Annotated in this window: 16 protein-coding genes and 3 pseudogenes; 10 read left to right on the forward strand and 9 right to left on the reverse strand. The window is 70.0% G+C overall.

Annotation, left to right across the window (positions count from 1 at the left end):
- The first annotated feature begins 178 nt into the window (after positions 1-178).
- Positions 179-1,120, forward strand: a complete 942-nt coding sequence (locus tag AB0J06_RS03310; RefSeq protein ID WP_357424086.1) for an ATP-binding cassette domain-containing protein — start codon at positions 179-181, stop codon at positions 1,118-1,120.
- A complete protein-coding gene (locus AB0J06_RS03315; protein ID WP_357424088.1) occupies positions 1,117-1,953 on the forward strand; it encodes an ABC transporter permease in 837 nt (278 codons plus the stop codon). Before AB0J06_RS03310 ends, AB0J06_RS03315 begins: the two co-directional genes overlap by 4 nt.
- Before the next feature lie 57 nt (positions 1,954-2,010).
- Here the strand turns inward: AB0J06_RS03315 and AB0J06_RS03320 are convergent, their stop codons facing one another.
- The 5 genes and pseudogenes from AB0J06_RS03320 to AB0J06_RS03340 form a co-directional block, all read right to left on the reverse strand.
- Positions 2,011-2,214 carry a hypothetical protein gene (locus AB0J06_RS03320; protein WP_357424090.1) on the reverse strand — a complete coding sequence of 68 codons (204 nt, stop codon included), beginning with the start codon at positions 2,212-2,214 and terminating at the stop codon, positions 2,011-2,013.
- A 390-nt stretch (positions 2,215-2,604) separates the two neighbouring features.
- Positions 2,605-2,889 carry a hypothetical protein gene (locus AB0J06_RS03325; RefSeq protein ID WP_357424092.1) on the reverse strand — a complete coding sequence of 95 codons (285 nt, stop codon included), beginning with the start codon at positions 2,887-2,889 and terminating at the stop codon, positions 2,605-2,607.
- A 525-nt stretch (positions 2,890-3,414) separates the two neighbouring features.
- A pseudogene (locus AB0J06_RS03330) lies at positions 3,415-3,606 on the reverse strand (heavy metal-associated domain-containing protein); the annotation flags it as partial.
- 33 nt (positions 3,607-3,639) lie between these two features.
- Positions 3,640-4,275, reverse strand: coding sequence for a DJ-1/PfpI family protein (locus AB0J06_RS03335; RefSeq protein WP_357424094.1), 636 nt, complete (start codon positions 4,273-4,275; stop codon positions 3,640-3,642).
- Between the two features lie 30 nt (positions 4,276-4,305).
- Positions 4,306-7,620, reverse strand: coding sequence for a heavy metal translocating P-type ATPase (locus AB0J06_RS03340; protein WP_357424097.1), 3,315 nt, complete (start codon positions 7,618-7,620; stop codon positions 4,306-4,308).
- 241 nt (positions 7,621-7,861) lie between these two features.
- Here AB0J06_RS03340 and AB0J06_RS03345 point away from each other — a divergent pair, with 241 nt between their 5' ends.
- From AB0J06_RS03345 to AB0J06_RS03355, 3 genes are read left to right on the forward strand one after another with little or no spacing between them, the layout of a single operon-like run.
- A complete protein-coding gene (locus AB0J06_RS03345; protein WP_357424099.1) occupies positions 7,862-8,059 on the forward strand; it encodes a heavy-metal-associated domain-containing protein in 198 nt (65 codons plus the stop codon).
- Between the two features lie 30 nt (positions 8,060-8,089).
- Positions 8,090-9,217: an NAD(P)/FAD-dependent oxidoreductase gene (locus tag AB0J06_RS03350; RefSeq protein WP_357424101.1), complete on the forward strand. Its 1,128-nt coding sequence runs from the start codon at positions 8,090-8,092 to the stop codon at positions 9,215-9,217.
- Positions 9,218-9,268: 51 nt separating this feature from the next.
- Positions 9,269-12,139 (forward strand): BTAD domain-containing putative transcriptional regulator, encoded by a 2,871-nt coding sequence (locus AB0J06_RS03355; protein WP_357424103.1) that lies wholly within the window; start codon positions 9,269-9,271, stop codon positions 12,137-12,139.
- 45 nt (positions 12,140-12,184) lie between these two features.
- Here the strand turns inward: AB0J06_RS03355 and AB0J06_RS03360 are convergent, their stop codons facing one another.
- Positions 12,185-12,409, reverse strand: coding sequence for a heavy-metal-associated domain-containing protein (locus tag AB0J06_RS03360; RefSeq protein WP_357424105.1), 225 nt, complete (start codon positions 12,407-12,409; stop codon positions 12,185-12,187).
- 157 nt (positions 12,410-12,566) lie between these two features.
- Here AB0J06_RS03360 and AB0J06_RS03365 point away from each other — a divergent pair, with 157 nt between their 5' ends.
- The 3 genes and pseudogenes from AB0J06_RS03365 (at position 12,567) to AB0J06_RS03375 (ending at position 13,726) form a co-directional block, all read left to right on the forward strand.
- Positions 12,567-13,253: an IS6 family transposase gene (locus tag AB0J06_RS03365; RefSeq protein ID WP_357424370.1), complete on the forward strand. Its 687-nt coding sequence runs from the start codon at positions 12,567-12,569 to the stop codon at positions 13,251-13,253.
- A gap of 62 nt (positions 13,254-13,315) precedes the next feature.
- Positions 13,316-13,471: pseudogene (locus AB0J06_RS03370) on the forward strand (peptidoglycan DD-metalloendopeptidase family protein); the annotation flags it as partial.
- A gap of 129 nt (positions 13,472-13,600) precedes the next feature.
- A complete protein-coding gene (locus AB0J06_RS03375) occupies positions 13,601-13,726 on the forward strand; it encodes a hypothetical protein (protein ID WP_357424107.1) in 126 nt (41 codons plus the stop codon).
- Between the two features lie 463 nt (positions 13,727-14,189).
- On the opposite strand, the gene AB0J06_RS03380 is transcribed toward AB0J06_RS03375, so the two are convergent.
- Together AB0J06_RS03380 and AB0J06_RS03385 are read right to left on the reverse strand one after the other, a co-directional pair.
- Positions 14,190-14,819: a hypothetical protein gene (locus AB0J06_RS03380; protein WP_357424109.1), complete on the reverse strand. Its 630-nt coding sequence runs from the start codon at positions 14,817-14,819 to the stop codon at positions 14,190-14,192.
- 607 nt (positions 14,820-15,426) lie between these two features.
- Entirely contained in the window at positions 15,427-17,082 is a 1,656-nt protein-coding gene (locus AB0J06_RS03385; protein ID WP_357424111.1) for a DUF6194 family protein, read from the reverse strand.
- Between the two features lie 64 nt (positions 17,083-17,146).
- Here AB0J06_RS03385 and AB0J06_RS03390 point away from each other — a divergent pair.
- Together AB0J06_RS03390 and AB0J06_RS03395 are read left to right on the forward strand one after the other, a co-directional pair.
- Positions 17,147-17,880: pseudogene (locus AB0J06_RS03390) on the forward strand (MerR family DNA-binding transcriptional regulator).
- 462 nt (positions 17,881-18,342) lie between these two features.
- Positions 18,343-18,486, forward strand: coding sequence for a hypothetical protein (locus AB0J06_RS03395; protein ID WP_357424113.1), 144 nt, complete (start codon positions 18,343-18,345; stop codon positions 18,484-18,486).
- Between the two features lie 20 nt (positions 18,487-18,506).
- Here the strand turns inward: AB0J06_RS03395 and AB0J06_RS03400 are convergent, their stop codons facing one another.
- Positions 18,507-19,574, reverse strand: coding sequence for an integrase core domain-containing protein (locus AB0J06_RS03400; RefSeq protein WP_357424115.1), 1,068 nt, complete (start codon positions 19,572-19,574; stop codon positions 18,507-18,509).
- Between the last annotated feature and the right edge of the window lie 73 nt (positions 19,575-19,647).

The raw sequence follows: 19,647 nt of genomic DNA on the forward strand, positions 1-19,647 counted from the left end.
GCTGCGCGCCTGCCCGCGCGTCGCGGCCGAACCTCTCAGGATCTCACGGGCGTGCGGAAAGGCCTGGGACAGCTCAGACAGCGAACGGGCAGCGGGCCGACAGCCACGGCTGGGAGTTTGTCATCGACAGCCCGCTACGGCGGGCCCCCGATACACCCACCAACCAGGGGATTTCACCATGATCGAAGCGCGCGGGTTGACCAAGCGCTACGGCGACAAGCTTGCCGTTGACGACTTGAGTTTCACAGTCAGGCCCGGGATCGTGACCGGTTTCCTCGGCCCCAACGGGGCGGGCAAGTCGACCACGATGCGGATGATCCTCGGTCTGGACGCTCCTACCGCTGGCGCAGCAACCGTCAATGGTCGCCGTTACACGGAGCACGCCGCGCCGCTGCACGAGGTCGGCACGCTGCTGGAGGCGAAGGCGGTCCACACCGGCCGGTCGGCGTACCACCATCTGCTCGCCCTGGCCGCCACCACCGGCATCTCCCGGCGCCGGGTCAATGAAGTGATCGATATCGTAGGGCTGCGCGAGGTGGCGCGCAGGCGGGTCGGCGGATTCTCACTCGGTATGGGCCAGCGCCTCGGGCTTGCGCTGGCGCTGCTCGGCGATCCAACCACGCTGGTCCTCGACGAACCCGTCAACGGCCTGGACCCCGAGGGCATCCTGTGGATCCGCAACCTGCTCAAGGCGCTGGCCGCCGAGGGGCGCACGGTCTTCGTGTCGTCGCACCTGATGAGCGAGATGGCCCTGACGGCCGAACAGCTGATCATCGTTGGGCGCGGTCGGCTGATCGCCGACGTGTCGGTGGCCGACTTCATCCACAACTCTTCCCGGCAGACCACCCGTGTCCGGTCCCCCCAGGCGGCCCAGCTGCGCGACCTGGTCGCCGGACCGGACGTGACGTTCGCCGACGCTGCAGCCGGAGCTCTCGAGGTACGCGGCCTCGGCAGCGAGGCCATCGGAGAGATCGCCGCCCGGCACGGCATGACCCTGCATGAGCTGACGCCGGTACACGCGTCCCTGGAGGAAGCGTTCATGGATTTGACCCGCGGCTCGGTCGAGTACCACGGCGTCACGGCTGGAGAGCTGGCCGGCGCGGAAAGGAGTGCCGAATGAGCGCCGCAACCGTCACCGCGCTGCACCCATCGGCCGAGCACGACAAGGCCACGGAGCGCCGCCGGGTCACGCAGGGCCGGGTCCTGGCCTCTGAGTGGATCAAGCTTCGGTCACTGCGGTCGACCGTGTACACCCTGCTCGCGGCGATCGTGATGACGGTCGGAGCGGGACTGTTGCTGTCGGCGTTCATGGCCAGTCAGGTGGCTCAGCCCGACCCGCAGCATCCGGTCCAGTTCGACCCGACCGGGGCAAGCCTGCGAGGGGTGTTCCTCGCCCAGCTCGCCATCGGCGTGCTCGGCGTCCTGCTGGTCACCGGCGAATACTCCACCGGCATGATCCGCGCCACCCTGTCAGCGGTACCCACCCGGCTACCGGTGCTGTGGGCCAAGGCCGGCGTGTTCAGCGTCGTCTCGGCGGTCCTGATGACCGCGGCCTCGTTCACGGCGTTCCTCGGCGGACAGGCGATCCTGGGTACGCACGGCACGACCCTCGCAGCGACCGGCGTCGCCCGCGCCGTCATCGGCGCTGGGCTGTACCTGACCGTTGTGGGGCTGCTCGGGGTCGGGCTCGGCTTCATCATCCGCAACACCGCGGGCGCCATCGCCACCCTGTTCGGACTGCTGCTGATCCTGCCGACCCTCGCTGAGGTACTACCTTCGAGCTGGGCCAAGCACGTCGTGCCGTACCTGCCGTCCAACGCCGGGCAGGCGGTCATGGCCGTACAGCAGGCACCCGGCGACCCGGCACCGTGGACCGGTTTCGGGGTCTTCTGCGCCTACGCCGCAGCCACGATCATCGCCGCGGGCATCCTGCTCAAGCGCCGCGACGCGTAACGCGGTGCTCGAGGGGCTCCTGACGGGCTGTCCGACCGGATCCGGCCGCACAGCCCGTCATCGCTTGCATTCTTCCGAGGTCGTGAGGTGCTCACACACCCGGCTGACCAGATCGCGAGAGTCGTCGGCGAACAGCCGCAGCGCCCTGACGGGCCACTGTCCCTGCAGGGGCACGACGAGCGGTCGCCGAAGCGTGATGTCCGCATTGGTCCGGCTCGCGGCGACGACGATCCGGACGATGCTGTCCTCGCCTCGGTTCACCGGAGCGTACGCAACTTCTCGCGGCTGCGCTCACGCGCTCCGCCCGTGGTGATGGCATCCCACGGGACGGTGGGGTCGGCGCTGATGCTGCACCTGACCCGGAGGCCGGAGTCGCTGAGCAGGTGCGGGTAGGCCTTGAAGCGCGCCCGCGTCCCGAGCATCCACACCGGGCCCCAGGCGCCGACCGTGGACTACTGCCGCACCAAGGACGCGGTGATGGCGTTCGCCCTGGACGTGATCAGCCCACAGCGCCAAAGCTCTGACTACCGCCGTCCGGAGATTCTCGGCGCGTCCGTACCCCAAGGTTCTACTTCGGTCGCTCCTCGTTTGGATGCTGCCGCTCGACGAGCCGCGGCGCGTCGACGGCCGTGTGGCGCTCGGGTTGCTCGCCTATGCGGCCGTCAAGCGGGCGGTTACCGCGAGCTGCGTGAGGGCAGTGCGCGGATGCACGCGTTGGTGGCCGACCAGGTCCGTGCGGCGCAGGCCGCGGGGCGAGGGGCCCACCGGCGTCGACTCCGGCCATGCGGCGGTGACCTGGCCGATCACCCACACGAACGAACCCGCCGCTGCGAACGGCGTACCGACGCCCATCGCCGTCAGTATCGCCGCATCGGTCGGGATCACCACCCCGACCAGCGGAACCGCGTCGAGGACCACCACTACAGCAAGTGCCACATGAAGCATCGTCGTCGGCGACTCCTGCAGCTACCCTAACCAGTACTCCATGGCTCAGACCGTCTCTCTTGCCGACTCCGGCCGCATGTGTGACCCGTGCGCGTGTCCGTGGTGGTGGCCGGCGTACTCGTCGCGGCGCCACAGCATCGCGACGGCCATCAACGGGAGCATCAGCACGTGGCCCCACATCATGACCCCGTGGCCGGACAGCAGGCCCGCCCAGTACGGGACGAACAGCACCAGGAACGGCACGTACATCGCAGCGCCCATCTCGGCGATGCTCGCCCAGCCGTGCTTGCGGTAGCGCATCCACAGCGACATCCCGAGCGTCATGTTGGTGGCCATCACCAGCGAGCTCACCTCGGTGCCGTCGAACAGGTCCGGAACGCCGAGCAACGACAGGGCCACGTTGACGGCGGCGCCGAACACGACCATCCCGATGACCATCGACACCACCATCTCCAGGTAGTGCCGCACGAACGGCCACCACGAGTCGCTCCGGGAGCGGGCCGGTTCACCGAGGACGAAACCGGCCCGCTGCACCGCGGCGTGCACCACGCCGGCGTCGAGGGGGGCGCTGCTGGTGACGGTGACCCTGCCGGTGGCGGGGTCGACCCGGACGTTACTCACGCCCGGTAAGCGTTCCAGCTCGGTACGGACGTGGTCGGCGCAGTCGGGGCTGGTCATGCCGTTGACGAGGTGGGTGGTGACGGGCATTTCGGGTTCCTTTCTGGAGTACCGGGGGTGAGGTCAGGACAGCACCAGATCGGGGTTGGCCCGGAGCGCGGCGACGATGTCGCGGGGAGCCTTGTCCGGAGAGCCGGCGTCGTAGGGCGGCTGCGGGTCGTACTCGATGCCGAGCTGGATCGTCTGCGCCATCGCGTCGCCGGCGATCCGCCCGGTGAGGGCGAGCGCCATGTCGACGCCGGAGGAGACCCCGGCGGCGGTGACGTACTTGCCGTCGAACACCACCCGATCGCCGGTGGGCATCGCGCCCAGCGTCGGCAGTTGGTCGAGGGCGAGCCAGTGGGAGGCGGCGCGCCGGCCGGTCAGCAGCCCGGCCGCGGCCAGGATGAGCGAGCCGGTGCACACCGAGGTGGTCCAGGTGGTGGTCGTGTCGACGGCGCGCAGCCATTCGTGGATCGGGCCGTCGGCCATGTGCGCCTGCTGGCCGGGTCCGCCGGGCACGACGACGATGTCCGGTCGGGTGACTTCGTCGAGGGTGGCCTGGGCGGGCAGGGCGAGGCTGCCGAGGTCGGTACGCACCGGGCCGACGCGCTCGCCGACGAAGACGGTTTCGGCGCCGGGCAGGCGGGTGAGCACCTCATTGGGTCCGATCGCGTCGAGCGCGGTGAACCGGTCGAAGAGCAGGATGGCGATCTGCATGGCATTGGTTCCTTAGCGGTGGCGGAGATTTCAGTGCTCGGCGTCGTCGCCGGCCTTGACGGTGAAGGTGGTGGTGATGACGCGTCCGTCGGCGGTGCGGAACTGTCCCCACAGGCGGTACAGGCCGGGTCGGGGGAAGTCGGCGTGCAGTCCGAGTTCCGGCCCGAAGGTCTGGCCCGGCAGGGCGAACACCGGGCGGCCCCGGTCGTCTTCGACCTCGGCGTGCTCGTGGGCGAAGCCGCTGGCGTCGAGCGGCATGACCACCACGTGCCCGGCGGCAGCGAGGTACGGCCGCAGGTTGTCGACCGGCTTGCCGGTCGCGGCGTCGGCAAAGCGGTACGTGAAGCCGCTCGTGCCGACCTTCGCGTCGCCGGTGAGGGTGACCCGGACCCCGTCGACGACCTGCTCCCGCTCCGACAGCGCGGGCTTGTCGTGGATGGCCTGCCCGGGGTCCCCCACCACGATCGCGTGGCGCTCGACGAGGTCGCTCATCGCGCCGCGCTGTCGGAACTCGGTGTGGATGACGTACCGGCCCTCGGTCGGGAACGTCAGCCCGACGGTGAACTCTCCCGGCCGGCCGGCGGGCTGCGGGTGGACGTGCGCGAAGGTGGCCAGGTCGTCGCGGGTGGCGATGAAGTGCATCCACGCCTCGTGGCTCTTGCCGATGTCCTCGATCGCCCGGCCGGTCTTCGCGTCGGTGACCCGGATGCGGACGGTCGTCGGCTTGCCGGGGGCGACGTCACTGGGGACCTGGACCGCGACCTTCACATCGGCGTCGTGAGCGGGCCGAGGCTTGCTGTCTGTGGTCATCATGACCGTCATGGACGGGCGCATCGGCATGCCGGTGCCCTGCGCCCAGGCGAGGACCCCGTTCATGCCCCGCTGCGCGGCCTCGGTACGGCTCAGCGCGGTCAGTCCCGCGCCGACGGCCACCGCGAGGACGGCGATGCCGGTCAGGTACGCGTAGTCGGCGAGCCGGGTGGTCAGTCGCGGCCTCAGCATCGCAGCCGTGTCGGGGCGCCGGAAACCCCGCAGGCGCAGGGCGTTGGTGACGACGCTGACCGAGCTCATCGCCATGGCCGCGGCCGCCAGGGACGGGTCGAGCAGGACCCCGTTGAACGGATACAGCACACCGGCGGCGACCGGGATCAGCAGCACGTTGTACGCGAACGCCCACACCAGGCCCTGCTTGATCGTCCGCACGGTACGGCGGGACAGCGCGATCGCCGAGACGATGCCGCGCAGGTCACCGCCGACGAGGGTGATATCCGAGGCGGCGATGGCGACGTCGGTTCCGGTGCCGATGGCGATGCCGAGGTCGGCCGTCGCCAGCGCCGGGGCGTCGTTGATGCCGTCACCGACCATGGCGACGACGGCGCCGCTCGCCTGCAGTTCGGCGATGCGGGCGGCCTTCTCCTCGGGCCGCACCTCGGCGATCACGCGGTCGATGCCGACCTGGCGGGCCACCACCTCGGCGGTGACCTGGTTGTCGCCGGTGAGCATCCACACCTCGAGGCCGAGGGCCTTGAGCTGGTCTACCGCGTCGCGGGACTCGGGCTTGACGGTGTCGGCCACGCCGATGACGCCGGCGAGCCGCCCGTCGAGGGCGACGTACATCGGGGTCGCCCCCTCGGCCGCCACCGCGTCGGCGGCGGCCGTCATACCGGTGATGTCGACGCCGTGGCGGCGCATCAGCGCGGAGTTGCCGATCCCGACGGCGCGGCCGGCGACGCGCGCCTCCACCCCGTGGCCGGGTACGGCTTCAAAGGACTGCACCGCCGGCAGGACGAGGCGACGGTCGCGGGCCTGCGCCACGATGGCCTCGCCGAGGGGGTGCTCGGAGCCGGTCTCGGCGGCGGCCGCGTACGCGAGGAACTCGTCCGCGTCGGTGCCGGCGACGGCCTTGACGTGGGTGACGCTGGGCCGGCCGCGGGTGATGGTGCCGGTCTTGTCGAGCACGACGGTGGTGATCCGGCGGGCCTGCTCGAGCGCCTCGCCGCCGGAGATCAGGATGCCCAGCTCGGCGGCTTTGCCGGTACCGACCATGATCGCGGTGGGCGTGGCGAGGCCGAGCGCGCAGGGGCACGCGATGATCAGGACGGCGATGGCGGTGCCGATGCCCAGCGCGATCCGCCCCTGGTCTGGGCCGAAGAGGACCCAGGTCCCGAACGTGAGAGCCGCGATGACGATGACGGCGGGCACGAACCAGGCGGAGACGGCGTCGACCAGGCGCTGCATCGGCGCCTTCGAGCCCTGCGCGTCCTCCACCAGCCGGACGATCTGCGCGAGCGTGGTGTCCCGGCCCACCGCGGTGGCCCGCATGACGACCGACCCGGTGCGGTTGAGGGTCGAGCCGATCAGCGCGTCGCCGACACCCTTGCTCACCGGCAGGCTCTCGCCGGTGAGCATGCTCTCGTCGAGCGTCGAGGACCCCTCGGTGACCATGCCGTCGACCGGGATCTTCTCGCCGGGGCGTACCCGGATGAGGTCACCGACCGCGACGTTCTCGATCGGGATCTCGACCTCGTCACCGCCGCGCAGCACCCGCGCGGTCTTGGGCTGCAGCCCGATCAGCGCCTTGATCGCCGTGGCGGTCTGCCGCTTGGCACGGGCCTCCATCCACCGGCCCATCAGCACCAGCGCGACGACCACGACCGAGATCTCGAAGTACACGTGCAGGGGCAGCCCGTACCGTTCGGCCACGGCCGGCCACAACGTGACGAACGCGCTGTACCCGTAGGCGACGGTGGTGCCCAGCGCGACGAGCGTGTTCATGTTGACCGCGCCGTGGCGGCCGGCCGCCCAGGCGGCGCGGTAGAAGATCTGCCCCGCCCAGAACTGCACGACCGTGGCGACGACCAGCAGCAGCGGCATCAGCCAGTCCATCGCGTCGATGGGCAGCGGCAGGTACATCAGCACCATCATCGACAGTCCGACGGGCAGGGTGATCTGCCATTTCCGCTTCAGGTCGGTGATCTCGCGGTCCCGTTCCCGTTCGCGTTCCCGTTCGCGGTCCCGTTCCCGTTCGCGTTCCCGTTCGCGGTCCCGTTCCCGGTCCCGGTCATCACCGTCGGCTGCCGAGCCCGCCGCCGGCTGCGCCCCCGTGGTGTCCCGCTCGCGGCGCGGGGTGGCGGTGTACCCGGCCTTGCCCACCGCATCGATCAGTGCCTCGACCGTCGTACGGGCCGGGTCGTAGGTGACGGTGGCTACCTCGGTCGCGAGGTTCACCTCGGCCACCGCAACACCCTCGACCCGCTTCAGCGCCTTCTCCACCCGTCCCACACAGGACGCGCAGGTCATACCGCCGACCTCCAGCGTGCGGGAAAGCGTCGTCGCTGTCGCCATCGCTGTCACTCCTCGTGGACTCTCCGAGCCCGCCGACGCGGGCTGCGATGACGACACAGTCCCAACCGTGGCTGTCGGACCGCTGCCCGTTCGCTGTCCGGCACATCGTCGGCGGCGCCAGCACGGACAGCGAGGCCGAAATCCCGGGGACAGGCGGCGGACAGCACGCCGGCGCAGGCTGCTGTCATCCGCGGCGAGCCGGATCTGGTGCGGCTCGCTATCACCGGCAAGGAGAAATCTGATGAACCAGCTCGTACTGTCCGTGCCCGGCATCAGCTGCGGCCACTGCGCCAACGCCATCTCCAGCGAGGCCGGCGAGGTCGCCGGCGTCACGGGCGTGGACGTCGACATCGAGGCCAAGACCGTGACGGTGACCGGCACCGCCGACCCAGCCGCCGTCCGGTCGGCCATCGCCGAAGCCGGCTACCAGGCCGCCTGAGTCCTTACTGTCGGAAGGAGGAGCCGAGCGATGAGCAGCCCACTCGACACCGTGGTCATCGGCGGCGGGCAGGCCGGGCTCGCGCTCGGCTACCACCTGCGGCGCGCCGGTCTTCGCTTCGCCATCGTGGACGCACACCCCCGGGTGGGCGACGCCTGGCGGCAGCGATGGGACTCGCTGCGGCTGTTCACCCCGCGCCGCTACTCCGCACTGCCGGGCCGGGCGTTTCCGGGGGATCCGGACGGCTACCCGGGCAAGGACGAGGCCGCCGACTACCTGGAGGGGTACGCGGCGCACCTCGACCTCCCGGTACATCTGAACTGCCGGGTGACCTCGGTACGGCCGGCCCCGGCGGGCGGGTTCACCGTCAAGACCTCGACGGGCGCGTTCACCGGGGCGCAGGTAGTCGTCGCGACCGGCCCGTTCCACACCCCACGGGTACCGGACTTCGCGCGGAAGCTGGCACCGCATGTCGTACAGGTGCACAGCAGCCGGTACCGCAACCCCGCGCAACTGCCCGCTGGCGACGTCCTGGTCGTCGGCGCCGGCAACACCGGCGTGCAGATCGCCGACGAACTCGCCGATCATGGCCGGCGGGTCTCGCTGTCGGCCTCCACGCTCGGCCCGGTACTGCCGCAGCGCTGGCTCGGCTTGGACATCTTCTGGTGGTGTACCCGGCTCGGGCTGATGAGCATCGGTGGCGACAGCCGGCTCGGACGCCGTCTCAAGGCGCGCGAGAGCATCATCGGGACCAACCTGGACCAGCTGATGCGGCGCGTGAACCGACTCGACCGCGCGGTGGACGCCGACGGGCCGGACGTCGTCCTCGCCGACGGGACCCGGCACCGCCCGGACGCGGTCGTATGGGCGACCGGGTTCCGCCCGGACTACCCGTGGCTAGAGGTACCGGTGCTGGACGAGCGCGGCGCGCCCGTGCATCGCGAGGGTGTCACGACCTGGCCCGGCCTTTACTTCCTCGGGCTGCCCTGGCAGCGCAACCGTGGCTCGGCCCTCCTCGGCTGGACCGGGCGGGACGCGCAGGTCCTGGCCGACCGGTTGAGCGTGAAGGCGCCGGTCGCACGGCCTGAGAAGCCCCATCCCCCGCGTACCATGGGGCCGGACAGCGACTCCTCGGTCATCATGCGTAGCCCGAGGTGAGAGCCGGGCACCGACGAGGAGCAGCAGCATCAGCATGGCAGGCGACACGTGATGGACGTGACGTTCGGCGTCCTCGGCCCCGTCGAGGTGCAGGCTCCCGGGAACCCGCCGGCTGAGCTGCCACCGTCCGTACGTGCCCTGCTGGCCCGGTTGGTCCTCGCCGCCGGCCGCGTCGTGTCGGTCGACAGCCTGACCGACGCGCTGTGGGGCGAGGACCTGCCTGCCGACGCCACGAACGCGCTGCAGATCCGGGTCTCGAAGCTCCGCCGCGCCCTCGTGGCCGCCGGTGTCGGCGGCGACATCCTCGCGACCCGGGCTCCGGGTTACCAACTTGCCGTACCTAACGATGCCGTCGACGCGCACCGGTTCGAGCGCCTCGTGAACGTAGCGCGAACCGCCGCGGCCACCGGCGAGATCGCCTCGGGGCTGGGCTCCTTCGACAAGGCGCTGGCGCTGTGGCGAGGCCCGGCGCTGGCCGACGTCGGTGAGACGGAGTGGGCGTCGGCCGAGAGCGCCCGCCTGGAGGAGCTGCGGCTGGGTGCGGTGGAGGACCGGCTTGAGCTCCTGCTGGAGGTCGGCCGGCACACCGAGGCGGTCGCGGATCTCGAACGTCTGGTGGCGGGCAGCCCGCTGCGCGAGCGGCTGCACCGGCTGCTGATGCTGGCGCTGTACCGCAGCGGCAGGCAGGCGGACGCGCTCGCCGCCTACCAGGGGCTGCGGCGCCACCTGGCCGACGAACTCGGCATCGACCCGTCACCGGAACTGCAGGCGCTATCCGAGGCGATCCTGCGCCAGCAGGTTCCGCCCGTCCTCTCCGCGCAGGCTCCCGCTGAGCGGCCCGCGCCGCAGGCCGGGCCCGGCCGCGCCGACCGGCTGCCCCAGCGGCTGTCGTCGGTGGTCGGCCGGCACGACGACGTGGCCACGGCGCTGCAGCGGCTGCGCGAGGCGCGGGTGGTCACCCTGACCGGCCCGGGCGGGGTCGGCAAAACGACCCTTGTGCTCGAGGTCGCCCACCGGGTCGACACCACCGTCGCCGACCAGGTTCACCTGATCCGCCTGGCATCGCTGGACCCCGGCGCGGACGTCGCGGAGGCCTTCGCCACTCAGCTCGGCCTGCTGGACGCCGGGGCGGGGACCGCCGCGACCGACGCCGTCGTCGAACTCCTGGCCCGCAGCCGGGCGCTGCTCGTCGTCGACAACTGCGAGCACGTCATCGACGACGCCGCGGCCTTGGTGGAGCGGCTGGTCAAGTCCTGCCCCGCGCTGACGGTCCTGGCGACCAGCCGGGAGGCGCTCGCCGTCCCCGGCGAGATCCAGGTGGCGGTCGGCCCGCTGCCGGTACCCGACGAGGCCGCCGATGCCGCCGCGATCGCCGACGCTCCGGCGATACGGCTGTTTCTGGACCGGGCCCGCGCGGTACGCCCGTCGTTCACGCTGGACGCCGAGACGGCGCCGGTGGTGGCGTCCATCTGCCGGCAACTCGACGGCATGCCGCTGGCGATCGAGCTGGCCGCGGCGCGGGCGAAGGCGCTGTCGGTGACCGACATCGCGGCCCGGCTGCAGGACAGGTTCGCGCTACTGACATCCGGTCCGCGTACCAGCGAGGCGCGCCACCGGACGCTGCGCGCCACCCTGGACTGGAGCTACGACCTGCTCATCGACGCCGAGCGCCGGCTGCTGCGCCGCCTCTCCGTGTTCCGGGGCGGGTGGACGGTGACCGCCGCCGAGGAGGTGTGCGCCTTCGCCGGCGTCGAGCCCGGTGAGGTGCTCGACCTACTGTTCCGGCTGGTCGACCGGTCACTTGTGGTACCCGAGCCGGCCACCGGGCGGTTCCGGCTGCTGGTCACCGTCCGTGAGTACGCGTGGGCCAGGCTGGAGGAGGCCGGCGAGCTCGACGCCTGCCGCGAGCGCTTCGTGGACCACCACCTGCGGCTGGCCGAGGATTACGGCCTGCAGGTCACGTCGGCGACCGCACGGACGCGCCTGACGGAGGAGTACGACAACCTGCGCGCGGCGGTGGACTACTCCCTCGAGGAAGGCTCCGACGTCGAGACCGGGCTGCGCCTGGCGTACTCGCTGGTCTGGTACTGGAACTACGGGCTGCGTTACGAGGGCACACGCGCGTTTACCGCTCTCCTGGGGCGCGGTGGCGGGTCTACCGCCCTGCGCGCCCGCGCGCTGCAGGGACTCGGGCTGCTCAACGTCTACTACCCGACGCCGCGCTCACGCGCGGCCGCCCGGGAGAGTCTCGCGATCTTCGAAGAGCTCGACGACGTCCGCAACGCCGCGATCTCGCGGCTGGTGGTGGCCTGGGAGGGCCAGTACGGCGGAGACGCCGACGAGCACCGCGCCATGGTCAAGCAGAGCCGCGATGTTCTGGGCGAGTCGGACGGTGGGTGGTGGCTGTTCGTGACCCACTACCTCGAAGCGCTGCTGGACCTGCGCCTCGGCGAGTTCGAGGCGTCGGCACTCGCGTGGCGGCGCAGCCTCGACCTCGTCCGGTCCACAGGTGACCGGCTCATGGCCGACGCGATCCTGGCCCATCTCGGCATCGCCCTGCGCGAGTCCGGGCAGCACGCGGACGCGCTGACGGTCCTGCGCGAGGCCGTCGACGAGGGCCGGGACCGGGCGTCGCTGCACGGGCTGGCCTTCTCGCTGGTCCATCTGGCCCACACCCGGCTCGACCTGGGTGACGACGAGGACGTACCCGCCCTGCTCGCCGAGGCCGACGAGGTCGCCCGCCAGGCGCAAAACCCGCGCTGCCAGGCGTGGGCGGCATGGGGCCGGGCCCGTATCGCTTCCGCGCGCGGCAACGCCACGCTCGCCGTGGACGAATGCCGCCGGGCGCTGGCGTTGTTCGAGCAGCGCGAGTTCCCCTGGGCCATCGCGCGTCTGCGATCGTTCGCCGAAAACGTTTCATGATCACCGGCAGTTTGGGATGTCACAGCACCCCAAGACTGCCGGTTATCACGAAGGACACACCAGCGCTGCGAGGAGCGCCTCCCGATCCACGTCCCCGCGGACACGCACGACACCTCGCGCGACGTCGACCTCGAACGACATCACTCCCGGCACATCCCTGACTCGGCGGCTGACGAGCCGGACGCAACGCCGGCACAACGTGGCCGGCAGCGGCACGGTGACCACGTCCGCTGCCCGCGCATCCGCCTCTGGACGGCTTTCCTCTGACATGCGCCCAGATTGTCGGGCCGGACTGGCGGCCCGCTGTCCAGCCACTGTCCGCGGCCAGGGCCGGGGTCGGGGTACCGTCAGGGTGCCGTTGCGTTGGTCGCATGGAAGATCGAGGCAGGCTTGAGCGGTGAAGCTGTCGATCCGTTCCCGTACCTTGCTGCCGCCAAAGTCTGCCTTCGCCGGGTTCCGGTTCCCGGCTGAGGTGATCGTCGTCGCGGTCCGGTGGTACCTGCGCTACAACCTCTCCTACCGCGACGTGGAGGAACTGCTGGTCGAGCGCGGTGTGGAGGGTGACCACGTCACCGTCTACCGGTGGGTGCAACGGTTCACGCCGCTGCTGGCCGACGCCGCTCGGTTTGCCCGCCACTCGCCCGGCGACAGGTGGCACGTCGACGAGACCTACGTCAAGGTCAACGGCTTGTGGCGCTACGTGTATCGGGCGATCGACCAATACGGGCAGGTCATCGACGTGCTGGTCTCGGCCCGCCGCGACGCCGACGCGGCCCGGCGATTCTTTCGCCGGGCGTTGTCGGCACTGAAGGTGACACCCAGCGAGGTCGTCACCGACGGCGCCGCGATCTACCCCGCGGTACTCGACGAACTGGTCCCCCCGGGGCACCACGTCGAGCAGTACGCCAACAATCCGATCGAGGCCGACCACAGCCAACTCAAACACCGGCTGAAACCGATGCGCCGGATGCGGACCGATCGAACAGCCCAGGTGGTCATCGCCGGACATGCCTTCGTCCAGAACCTCCGCCGCGGACACTACGAACTCGGACTCGACGTCCCGCCCGGGTCGCGGGTCGCCGCGGCGTTCACCGAACTCGCCCTGGCGATCTGACCTCGAAACCGACCCCGGCTCAACGCGTCATCCGATCCGATAACGCAACAGCGTCGTTCGGCGGACAGGTCATCGGCGTTGTTGGTTCATCCGGCAACTCCTCCGGCCCGCACCTGCACTACGAAGTTCATCTCGGCGACCACAGCTCGGCTACCGCCGCGGACCCCGTGCCGTTCATGGCATCCGTCGAGGCCCCGCTCGGTCAAAATGAGCGGTGATGGGGTCTGTAAACGGACGGTGTCTCCTGATCAAGGAGTAGGCACCAATGACCGATGAGACGACGACCGCCGTGGATACTGCCGCGGTGGCGAAGAAGGATCCGGCGCAGCCGCCGGCGAACGGGGTCGATGACGAGCTGGTGGGCCGGCTGGTGGAGCAGGCCCGGGCGGGCACTGATCCTGCTCTTCGGCACCACCACCGCCCGGCTCATCCGCCTGCACACCGACGCAGTCGTGACCGAGCCCGACGGATAAGTCAAGCTCCACCTCGGGCCGGCTCCGCTTCTCCTACCACCGCCACTGGCCGCCATCGCCGTCGAGCAAGCCGCCGACCCGGCGCAGCCCCCGGACCCCACTGGCACGAATCGCCCGCAAACCGCTGCTGTTCCCCAGCCGGGCCCCCAACCAGCCGATCGCCGCGCGCCGCCTGCGCAACAAACTTCGCAGGCACGGCATCGCACCGGTCCCCGGCAAGCACGCCGCCTTGGTCGCCATGACCAGCGACATCCCCGCACCGATCCTCGCCGACCTACCCGGCGTCACCCCGGCAACGGCAGTCCGCTGGGCCGACGCAGTCAACACCGACTGGACCCACTACCTCGCCGCCCGCGACCAGACCTCGTCAACGACAGACCGCACCTCCGATCTGCGCACTAACGGCTCTGTCAATTCAGCAGGCGCTGCGCCCAATACACCTGGCCATCAAGCCCGACGTTGGTCAGAGCCACCAGGAAGTCGCTGACTGCAGGTGGGGATCATGTATTGCTGGCCGCCGCCTGCCAGCGGCAAGGACTCGTAAGCAGCCCACCACTCCGGCCGTCAACAGCGCCAGTCCACTGATGATGTCGGCCACCCGGTTCGGCCAGGGCAGGATCGCGGGGGTGGTGAACCGACCGACGACGAACGGCTCGATCACGGCTCCGACGGGAACGACAAGGCGGGCCGCGACCCCCCACGGATCCAACCGGCGAGCGATCGCGCCCACCAGGCCGAGCGGCCCGCCCACGACCATCGCCGCCAGGAGCCAGTGCAAGTTGGCCGCCCAGACGTTCAGATCGAACATGCCGAAGGCTATCCCCACGCCGTAGTGCACGACGCAAGCGGTGAGCAAGGCGACGACTCCAGCGGCAACGGCCGGCGCGGGGCGGCGGACGAGCCACCCGGACACCACTGCCAGCCCGGCCCAGACCGTCCCCGCGTTGACCAGCTGGCTCAGGGTCAACCGGCCGGCCAGCAAGGTGTCCGCCTTGCCTTCGAGCTGGCTCAGAGTCGTCACGTTTGAGGCAAGCGATACCAGAGCCAGCACACTGGCGGCGAAAACGACCAGGCTCCATCCCCGTCGATTCATAGCCAGAGGCTACGCACTTGCAGTTCGGCCCCTGCCGTGCACTGGCTGGAACGCATCGTCCTGGAGCACACCGCGTTTTCGCCGACGAGGGTCGTAGCTTGCCCAGAGCTCGGCAGAACCCAAAGGCCGACTGGCCTGTGAGACCGGGTGTTGCTGTCCGACGAGGTCGGCCGACGCTTACTCTTCGGTGTCGGGATCGCGATCTTCCTCAACCCCGGACACCGTCGGCCATTAGATTGGCTAGGCGACGAACGAACGGTGCCAGGCGACGTCGTCGCTGTGTGCACGACCCTCGAGCCCGGCAGCGCCGCCACCGCACGGGCCAGGGTGACAGCTGGAAACAGCTACCCCGACGTGTAGTCCTACCGGCAGGGTCGTTGTGATTGCCGGACTGACGCCTTGCACCGCCAAGGTCCAAGACGCGCAGGCATACCACACGTCTCGAACAACGCCGGTTCGCAGCAAAGTGGGGGGTGATCGAAATTGCAACATTCGTCCCGTTGGCTCGGTCTGCGACGCGCACGACATCGCCGAGGAGGTGACCGCCCGACAGGGCAAGCCGAATGACTGAGCGATCTGTAGTCGCCTTGCAGCCGCGAGTGTCTGATCATGTCGGCTGCGCCCGCTGTGCCCGACGCCGCTCGCGCTCGGCCGCACGCTGGTGCGCGTGGGCGAGGAGGTGCTCGACCTTCGTTTGCGAGCTGGTTCCCGTGTTGAGGATGCTCGCCCAGCCTTGGACCGCGTAGATGGGATGCGGAACTATCTGGTCCATCGCGGCGAAGTCGACTTGGTTGCGGTGATCGGGGAACTCCTGGGGCGGGTAGCCGAATACCTGCTGGAACTTGGTACGGCCTAACTCGATGTTGAGCCGGAACACGCCGACACGATCCAGTCGTGACTGCTCGTCGAAGCCGGGAAGGTCGTGCCCGACGATGGTGGCGAAGGGGCGGCGCCGATCAGGCCCGACGAAGAAGAAACGTTCGTCCCAGCTCACCTCGGGTGCTTCCGATTGCGGGCCGGCCTGCAGTTGTGTCACGCCCGGGAGCTCTTGGATTCGGGCAGCGACGGTGGTCGCGGCCGCCGGGAACCGGTCGATGTGCCATACCGCGTCGCAGTGCGCGACCGTTTCGGCGTCCAGCGGAAAGTATCCCTGTTCGGCTGTCATGTCCGTGCGGACCCGCGCGTGGCCCAGCAGCGTGGTGAGGCATGCCGCGTCGAAGATCGGGCCTTGCGCGGTCGCTGTGCCGAGCGCGCCCTCGAACGTGTCACGGGCCGGCGCCTGCAGGCCTAGCGCGGAGCTGGCGCCGAGGCTGCCGACGACGTGCGCGTAGCGGGGGCCGAGCAGGGTTCCCACGATCGCGCCGGCACTGGACCACTCGAGGTCCATGCCGCCCAGGAGCCAGGTGCTGGGGTGCCGTTGCAGGTGCCGGTTATGGGCGAAGACCAGGGTCGGGCCGCGGTGCTGCTCAGCGGCGCGGATGTCCAGCAGGTTCTGGGCCATCCAAGCGTCGCGCACCCCGAGTAGCCGGGACGTACGCTCGGCCGCAGGTGCTGGGTCGGCTGCGGTTGCGTGGTAGCGCAGGAGGCCGCGTGCGGTCGTAGCGTGCAGCCGAGCCTGCCGCCAGTCGTCCGGCGTGGATGCGGCCGTCAGTCGAGGCGCATGGGTGTACAGGGTGGTGAGCAGGTCGTCGGCGAGTACCCGCAGCGCTGCGGCTTTCGACGAGCGTCCGATGGAGTTTCTGCCGTCCATCAGTGCTGCCGGATCGCTCCACTGCGCGTCGTCACCGATCAGCTGGTCCACGTTTCCGGCGCCCGCGGGCAACCCTTGAGCGCCGATATGCGCGAGCAGGTAGTCGCGTAGGTGCCGCAGGTACGGTCCAGGGCTGGGGGCACTCGTCATCTCCAACGGCGCGTCGAAGCCGTGGAACGTCAGCCGCTCACCATGCGGCACGGACTGGTTGTAGGCGCGCATCCACTCCAGCAGCTCCCGGTTGGCGGCGAGTGCGCCGAGGCCGTGGCTGAACCCTTTGCTCAGCACATCGTCGAGCGTCTCGCTGGCGCCGCGGACGTAGGCGTCGACGGCGTGCCCGGCGATCCGATCGGATTCCACGGCGATGGAGCGGAACCCGCGGGCAGCGAGTTGCTCGAAGATCTGGTTGCGCAGGCGGGGGAAAGCTGGCTCGCCATGTGTCGGCTCGCCGAGGGCGAGCACTTCCACGGTGCTGGTTCGCGAATCAAGAAGAGTCTCCAGGTCGATTGCCATGACTTTGACCGTATCGTTGAACTTGCTGTTGAAGCTTTTCGCAAAACCGTGCTGGGAGGATCGTCTGAAGCCTCAAAGCCGGGTACAGAGCCGACCGGCCGACCTGGCGCGGGCGCACGGCATCTCCGCCCAAGCGGTCCGCAACTACGAGCGCGCTGGACTGCTCCCGTCCGCCCAGCGCACCGCGCACGGCTACCGGGTCTACTCGGCCGTGCACGCAGGCGCGTTGAACGCCTACCTGGCACTGGTCCCGGCGTACGGCCACGCGGCTGCCAGAACGATCATGTGGGCGGTCCACCGCGGCGACCTCGACGCCGCCTTCCAGGCAATCGATGCCGGTCACGCCCAACTGATCCGTGACCGGTAGACGCTCGACTCCGTCGAGACCGCGGTCGGCATCATCATCGACAGGCCCGCCGCAGACCGCCCGGCCCGGCCGCTTGGGGTCGGCGCCGTGGCCCACCGGCTCGGCGTCACAGCAGCTGCGATCCGCAAATGGGAACGCGCCGGGATCCTCACGCCGCAACGCGACCGCGCCACCGGCCACCGCCTCTACCGTGCCAGCGACGTACGCGACGCCGAACTCACCCACCTGCTACGGCGCGGCGGCTACCCGCTGGCCCACATCGCCACGGTGGTGCGGCACGTCCACGATGCGGGCGGCGCCGAGCCGCTGGCCGACTCGGTTGGCGGCAGCGGCTTGCCGAGCGGGGCCGCGCCATGCTCACCGCCGCCGCGCATCTCGACTCCTACCTGCTCCTACGCGACGATGGCGGCGGCAGTTCGCAGCCAGCGTGATCAACCCGGCGTTGCGGGCGCGCGGGTGTCGGATGCCATGTCTGCGAGATCCCCGTCCTGCGGACCGCCACCTACATCGCCAATAACTTGCCAGCACGGTCGCTGAGGACCTCAGCAGGATCCGCTCAGCCAGAATCTTCTCCGCCTGGTGCAGCCCCGAACGCACGATGCGTTCCACCCGATCCGGAGTCGGTGGCTCGATCGACCGACCATCATGCCCGCACAGCGATCGGCGCCCCGACTGATCGACGACGACCACCCCGCCCAACGAGGGCGACGCTATGCCCGCCGCCTCGTGGCGACTCCCCGACCACGGGGGTTACGAAGACACGACCGCGACCAGGCGTCATCGTTCCCCCGCACCCCACTCAGGCCACTCCACGACGCCGCATATCCACCCGCGCTCGGGGCACCACCCGCCGTGCGCGGGCCGCCCTGCGCCCGAACCAGGGAGAACAAACCATGGACGACACGGTCGAACGCGCCGACGACGCCGAGCCCGACGACAGCAGCAGCCTCAGTGTCGGCGACCCGGTCCGGGCAAAACTCGTCTGCTGGCACGGCAATGCGCCACCTGCATTTGCCTGTGGGGTTCCAAAACTCTGAACCGGTGGTGACCTGGACGTCTACGCGGATCGTTCGTACTCGGTGATGAGCCCGCCGAGGACGGGTCGGCGTTTGATCCGTTTGTGGGTTAGGTCGATGACGGGACGGTCGGATCGTGGGGGCTGCAACTGCAGGGCCCGATGGGGACGGTGGCCGTTGTAGTGAAGCGCGTATTCACCGAGTGCTCGGCGTAGATGTCGTTGGCCGAGGATGAGCATGCGGTCAGTGACCTCGGTGCGGGCGGTGAGGACGAACCTCTCCGCGTAGGCGTTGGCTCGCGGGCTACGCGGTGGGATCTTGCACGCAGTCACGCCGGCGTCGGTTAGCACGGCGTCGAAGGCGGCGGTGAACTGCCCGGCTCGGTCCCGGATCAGGTATTTGAACTGCTCGGTCCGTTCACCGAGGTCCATGAGCAGATTTCTGGCTTGCTGGACGGTCCACGGCCCGTCCGGGTTGGCGGTGACGCCGAGGATGTGCACGTAGCGGGTGCCGACTTCGATGACGAAGAACACGTATAGGCGCTGGAGGGTGAGCGCGCAGTCGACATGGAAGAAATCGCAGGCGAGCATGGTCGACGCCTGCGTGCGGAGGAACTGCCGCCAGGTGGTGTGGTCGCGGCGCGCCGGCGCTGGTGGTATGCCGAGTCGTTTGAGGATCCGGCGGATCGTGGAGGCGCCGATCCGGTGGCCGAGGCCGCGTAGCTCGCCTTGGATGCGCTGGTAGCCCCACCCGGGATTGTCTCGGGCCATCTGCTCGACCAAGGCGACGATGGCCGGGTCGATCGACGGCCGACCGGACCGGTGCGGGTAGGTCCAGTGCCGGGCGACGAGCCGCCGGTGCCACCGCAGAACCGTGGCCGGGGTGACGAGACGGTGCGCCGTCAATGCCCGAGGCAGGAGCCTGATCAGGGCGGCGAGCACCGCCCGGTCGGCCCAGTTCAGCCGAGGCGGGGGGTTCTGCCGGCGCAGGACCGCGTTCTCGTGACGCAGGACCAAGATCTCTACATCTTTGGCCGCGCTGGTACGGGCGAGGAGAGCAAGCCAGCCGGCAATGTGGCAGAACATGAGGTAGAGCAGGCGTAACGACACGCATCATGATGATGCCCGACGGCATGGCCGAGCGCTGCGTCTGTCCAGGTCAATCACAGTGACGGGGTTTTGG

The sequence above is a fragment of the Micromonospora sp. NPDC049679 genome, from assembly GCF_040659735.1.
GTDB lineage: Bacteria > Actinomycetota > Actinomycetes > Mycobacteriales > Micromonosporaceae > Micromonospora_I.

What these genes read in the sequence shown, in the direction of transcription:
- AB0J06_RS03310 (WP_357424086.1), top strand. Translation starts at nt 179, where the DNA reads ATGATCGAAGCGCGCGGGTTGACCAAGCGCTACGGCGACAAGCTTGCC.
- AB0J06_RS03315 (WP_357424088.1), top strand. Translation starts at nt 1,117, where the DNA reads ATGAGCGCCGCAACCGTCACCGCGCTGCACCCATCGGCCGAGCACGAC.
- AB0J06_RS03335 (WP_357424094.1), bottom strand. Translation starts at nt 4,275, where the DNA reads ATGCAGATCGCCATCCTGCTCTTCGACCGGTTCACCGCGCTCGACGCG.
- AB0J06_RS03340 (WP_357424097.1), bottom strand. Translation starts at nt 7,620, where the DNA reads ATGGCGACAGCGACGACGCTTTCCCGCACGCTGGAGGTCGGCGGTATG.
- AB0J06_RS03345 (WP_357424099.1), top strand. Translation starts at nt 7,862, where the DNA reads ATGAACCAGCTCGTACTGTCCGTGCCCGGCATCAGCTGCGGCCACTGC.
- AB0J06_RS03350 (WP_357424101.1), top strand. Translation starts at nt 8,090, where the DNA reads ATGAGCAGCCCACTCGACACCGTGGTCATCGGCGGCGGGCAGGCCGGG.
- AB0J06_RS03355 (WP_357424103.1), top strand. Translation starts at nt 9,269, where the DNA reads ATGGACGTGACGTTCGGCGTCCTCGGCCCCGTCGAGGTGCAGGCTCCC.
- AB0J06_RS03360 (WP_357424105.1), bottom strand. Translation starts at nt 12,409, where the DNA reads ATGTCAGAGGAAAGCCGTCCAGAGGCGGATGCGCGGGCAGCGGACGTG.
- AB0J06_RS03375 (WP_357424107.1), top strand. Translation starts at nt 13,601, where the DNA reads ATGACGAGCTGGTGGGCCGGCTGGTGGAGCAGGCCCGGGCGGGCACTG.
- AB0J06_RS03380 (WP_357424109.1), bottom strand. Translation starts at nt 14,819, where the DNA reads ATGAATCGACGGGGATGGAGCCTGGTCGTTTTCGCCGCCAGTGTGCTG.
- AB0J06_RS03385 (WP_357424111.1), bottom strand. Translation starts at nt 17,082, where the DNA reads ATGGCAATCGACCTGGAGACTCTTCTTGATTCGCGAACCAGCACCGTG.
- AB0J06_RS03395 (WP_357424113.1), top strand. Translation starts at nt 18,343, where the DNA reads ATGGACGACACGGTCGAACGCGCCGACGACGCCGAGCCCGACGACAGC.